Origin of the sequence: uncultured Pluralibacter sp. (assembly GCF_913775985.1) — a bacterium.
Taxonomy (GTDB): domain Bacteria; phylum Pseudomonadota; class Gammaproteobacteria; order Enterobacterales; family Enterobacteriaceae; genus Pluralibacter.
Map to the genome: position 1 here is coordinate 1 of NZ_CAJYMB010000151.1, position 4,293 is coordinate 4,293.

Consider the following 4,293-nt stretch of genomic DNA (forward strand, 5'->3'; position numbering starts at 1 on the left):
AAATTTATTCGGTGGATGCCGTGACCGGCTCCGGCAGAACGGGCAATGCGGAGTACGTGCCGTTCAGCAGCTTTCGCCACAAGGGAGGCATGATGCGCCGCGATGCGCCGCCGCGCTATTACCACACCCGGGTAAGGCGCGGGGTTACCGGGCTGCACGATACCTGGCTGATACTCGGCGGGCACCAGTGGGAGGACGATCGCGCTTTCGCCCGCGAAACGATCTCCCTGCGCATTACCGGCACCAACGGCGCGCTGCCGCGGCGGGCGCTGCAGAGCACGCTGCTCGACCGCTGCGAGCAGGTGCTGCAGACCCGCATTAACGTGCGCAACCTCTGCAAGCCGACGCTGCCGGTGTATCCGCCCGCGGAAGATCGCTTTCACTGGCGGGTGCTGAGCCATCTGGGGGCCGGGTTCCTCAACATGATGAGCAGCGCTGAGGTCCTGCGCGGCACGCTGGCGCTCTACAACTGGCAGGAGGACGAGATGAACAGCCGTCGCCTGGAGGCCATCCAGCGGGTGACCCATCACCGTATCCAGCGCTTTGAGGATGGCTTCCTGCTGCGCGGGCTCGATATTGAGGTGACGCTCGACAGCAGCGGCTTTACCGGCGAGGGCGACCTGCACCTGTTCGGTGAATTGCTGAACCGCTTTTTTGCCCTCTATACCGACATGAATCAGTTCAACCAGCTGACGCTGCTGGTTCAGCCAGAAGGAAAATGCATTCGATGGAAAGAGAACCCGACACCGCGCCTGCCCGACTGATACAGCAGCTGGGGGACAGCCTGTCCCGCACCCACTTTTACCGATTTTGCCAGCTGGTGGAGCAAAGCCGCCCCGGCAGTCCGGCGATCGGCAGCGGCTGGCAGATCCGTCAGGATCCGGTGCGCTTTCGCCCGTGGCCGGGGATGGGGTTTCCGGCGGCGGAAATTAAAGCGGCCGAGTTTCCGGAGGACGGGCATCTGCCGCCGTCGGTGCGGGTAACCTTTATGGGGCTCTACGGCGTGGAATCGCCGCTGCCCACCCACTATCTCGACGACATCACCCAGCGGCGCGAGGGTTATGAAGCCACCGCCGATTTTCTCGACATCTTTAACCACCGGCTGATTGCCCAGTATTACCGCATCTGGCGCAAGTACTCTTACCCCGCCACCTTCGAGGCCGGTGGCAGGGACAAAACGTCGCAGTATCTGCTGGGGCTCGCCGGACTGGGCATTGACGGCTGCGCGGAAAACATGGCAACGCCCATCTCCCGCTTTCTGGCCCTGCTGCCGGTGATGCTGCTGCCGGGGCGCACGGCGGAGGGGCTGACGTCGCTGGTCAGCCTGCTGGCGCCGGAGACCCGGGCGCAGGTATGGCAGCACGACAGGCGCAGAGTGGCGCTGAAAAAAACGCTGGCGATGAGCGTGCGCAAGCCGGTGAGCCTGAAGAGCAGGCCGGTAATGGGCGCTTATGCGACGGACGTTAACGGTCAGGTACTGCTGCGCCTGACCACCCGCTCCGCGTCGGAAATCCAGGGCTGGCTTCCCGGCGGCGCGCTGCACGCGGATTTGATGGCGCTGCTGCACGTTTACCTCGGCGGGCGGCTCGACGTGCGCCTGCAGCTGTGCGTAAGCCGCAGCCTGCTGCCGGATGCGCAAATGAAGACCCGGGCGGAAATAGCCGACGGCGTGCTCGGGCGCACTGCGGTCATGAAGCCCCTGAGCGCGGCCGCATCGCAGGCAGACAGAACGATCGTTATCAATCTGGGACGTTACGAAAGAGTTCAGGAAAATATTCACCGAAGGGAGAGTGATGAAGATGGCGACTATCGCTGGTAAGACACCGCTGTATATTCTGGTTTCCGCCGCGGCGCTGCTGCTTGCCGGCTGCGGCTTAACCCAAAAAATTACCCACGGCACCGCTGCCGTGACTAAATCTATTTTTTATAAGCAGGTGAAAACCCTGCACCTCGACATCCGCGCCCGCGAAGGGATCAACAACAATGCCCGCGGCGAGGCGCTTTCCACCATCGTGCGCATCTATCAGCTTAAAGATCGTAAAACCTTTGATGAGACGGACTATCCGTCGCTGTTTGCCAGCGACAGCCAGGCCATTAAAGCCGATCTGGTCGCGGAAAAAGATATCCGCCTGACGCCCGGAAGCGCGACGGCGGTCGATATGCCGATGGAGGAAAGCGCGGAGTTCGTGGCGGTGGCGGGGATGTTTATCTCGCCGGATCAAAACAACAACACCTGGCGGGTGGTGCTCTCCCGGAACGATCTTGATCCGGATAGTGCCAGGGTCATCGAAGTGGGGAATAACCGCCTGACCCTGCTTGAGCTTAAGGAGAAATAATGCCGCAGCACAAAGCCCCTTCGCTGTACGACATGCTGTACGGCAATTTCAGCGGTGGCCTGCCGCTGGACCAGGTCAGCGAGGAGAATCAGGTCATTCTGTCAGTGCTCGATAACATGCAGCGTATTCTCAACTGCCGCGCCGGCACTTTGGCACACCTGCCCGACTACGGCCTGCCGGATATGGCCAAAATTCTGCAAGGCATGCCCGGTACCGCCCACGAGCTGATGAGCGTCCTCTCCGGCGTGCTGCTCAAGTATGAGCCCCGCCTGAAGAGGGTCAGCGTCGTCATGCTGGATCAGGACGTGCCCGGCGAACTGCGCTACGCCATCGACGCGGAGCTGAAGGGCATTGGGCTGGTGCGCTACGGCACCGATTTTATGCCGGAGGGCAGGGTGCTTATCCGCCACCTGAAAAAGCAGCAGTACCTCAGCCAGCGATCCAGCCTCTGAACAGCCTCCGGCAGAGACTGGCACTTCTGAGAATACTCTCGCAGCAGTCTGCCCAGCGGCTGCTTTCATCCCGCTGACGACACCTGCATTGCACACACTTCAATTTTACTCAACGGACGGAAGAGACGGGTGAACACAGTAAATCAACTGAAAATCGGCGGCGATCCGCGCCGTCTGAGAGACTATACCGCGCTGCGCGATGAGCTGGCGAAGCTCGCTCATCCCGCGCGCCCGGATATTAACTGGCGGCGGGTAGAGCAGCTGAGCCTGTCGCTCTTTCGCCTTAACGGCGCCGATCTCCAGACCGCCAGCGGCTATACCCTGGCGCGGGTGCGTCAGGCGGGCCTCTCTGGCCTGAACGAGGGGCTGGCGATACTCACCGCGCTGGTGTGTCAGCACTGGGAAACGGTGTGGCCGCTGCCGGCCCGCGCCCGGGTGGAGATCCTAAGCGCCCTGAGCGTGCGCCTGCAGGCGGTCCTGCGCACCTTTACCCTGGAGTATGCCGATTTACCGCAGGTGTACCAGGCTGAGCAGTATCTCAACGCGCTGCGCGAGGCGCTTGCCGGTCTGGAGCTTAAAAATGCCTGCCTGGTGGAGGAGCTGTACCTGTTTATGCACAACGCCTCGCAGCGGCTGGAGAAAGCCAGCAGCGCGAAGAAAAAGAGCGCTGCGGCGGGCGCGGCGCAAGCAGATAGCGCCGCAGCAGAAGAACAGCATACCGTCCGGCAGCGCAGCGCCTCTTCCCCTGCTGACGGCAATGTGCTCCTCAACACTGCGGGTAAAAAAGCGGCACGCGCGTGGAAGCCGTTCATCGCCGGCATGGTGACGGCGCTGCTGCTCGGTGGCGGTGGCCTGTGGGGCTGGCAGGCGCTGCATCCACTCCCCGATCCGCTCCCCGCCGCGGCCAATGCCGACGCGCTTAACGCGCTGGCGCAGCTGCCGCCGCACTGGCTGCAGCGCTACGGTTTTGCGCTGGCGGCGAGCGCCTCCGGTCCCGAGGCCGATCGCCTGAAAGCCCGCTGGCAGGCGCATCTCGACGGCGGCGCTCTGCCCGCAGAGGCGCTGAGCGGCTGGCACCAGGGCATGGCGGGGTTGCAGATGCTCACGCGCCGCCTGAACGAGCTTGACGAGCGGAAAGGCAAATACCTGACCGGCTCGGAGCTGAAGTCGATGGTGTTTGCGATAACTCAGAACTTTACCCGCGCCGTCCCGGCGGAAGAGCAGCTGTATCAGCTGACTCAAATCCCCAAAGGCGAGCCGCTGCCCGCCGTACAGCTCTCGCAGACGGAGCTGCACCTTAACCAGCTGCTCAATCGCTACATGCTTATCCGCCAGCAGGAGCGGCCGCAGTAGGAAATGCCTTCGCCGGACGCCAAAGCCAATATATGACTCCCCATAAAGAAAGGCCGCAGCGCTGAGCGCTGCGGCCTTTTGCATTTAAGTTGTCTCCATCTTATAAGTGTACAACATATTAAATTCATGCTAAGTAGATCACGTTTAGTTCC

At 62.1% G+C, this 4,293-nt stretch carries 5 protein-coding genes; all 5 read left to right on the forward strand.

From position 1 onward, the window contains the following. Positions 1 to 764 (forward strand): type VI secretion system baseplate subunit TssF (locus QZ766_RS21875; RefSeq protein ID WP_297207269.1); only part of this gene is annotated, 764 nt, incomplete at its 5' end. After that, positions 728 to 1,819, forward strand: a complete 1,092-nt coding sequence (tssG, locus tag QZ766_RS21880; protein ID WP_297207272.1) for a type VI secretion system baseplate subunit TssG — start codon at positions 728 to 730, stop codon at positions 1,817 to 1,819. The genes QZ766_RS21875 and tssG, both read left to right, overlap by 37 nt. Then, positions 1,800 to 2,336: a type VI secretion system lipoprotein TssJ gene (gene tssJ, locus QZ766_RS21885; protein WP_297207274.1), complete on the forward strand. Its 537-nt coding sequence runs from the start codon at positions 1,800 to 1,802 to the stop codon at positions 2,334 to 2,336. Before tssG ends, tssJ begins: the two co-directional genes overlap by 20 nt. Then, positions 2,336 to 2,788 (forward strand): type VI secretion system baseplate subunit TssE, encoded by a 453-nt coding sequence (gene tssE / locus QZ766_RS21890; RefSeq protein WP_297207277.1) that lies wholly within the window; start codon positions 2,336 to 2,338, stop codon positions 2,786 to 2,788. The genes tssJ and tssE overlap by 1 nt, the downstream gene beginning before the upstream one ends. A gap of 129 nt (positions 2,789 to 2,917) precedes the next feature. Then, positions 2,918 to 4,141: a VasL domain-containing protein gene (locus tag QZ766_RS21895; protein WP_297207280.1), complete on the forward strand. Its 1,224-nt coding sequence runs from the start codon at positions 2,918 to 2,920 to the stop codon at positions 4,139 to 4,141. Positions 4,142 to 4,293 lie beyond the last annotated feature (152 nt).

Coding starts and splice junctions, on each gene's coding strand:
- tssG (WP_297207272.1), top strand. CDS start 728: ATGGAAAGAGAACCCGACACCGCGCCTGCCCGACTGATACAGCAGCTG.
- tssJ (WP_297207274.1), top strand. CDS start 1,800: ATGGCGACTATCGCTGGTAAGACACCGCTGTATATTCTGGTTTCCGCC.
- tssE (WP_297207277.1), top strand. CDS start 2,336: ATGCCGCAGCACAAAGCCCCTTCGCTGTACGACATGCTGTACGGCAAT.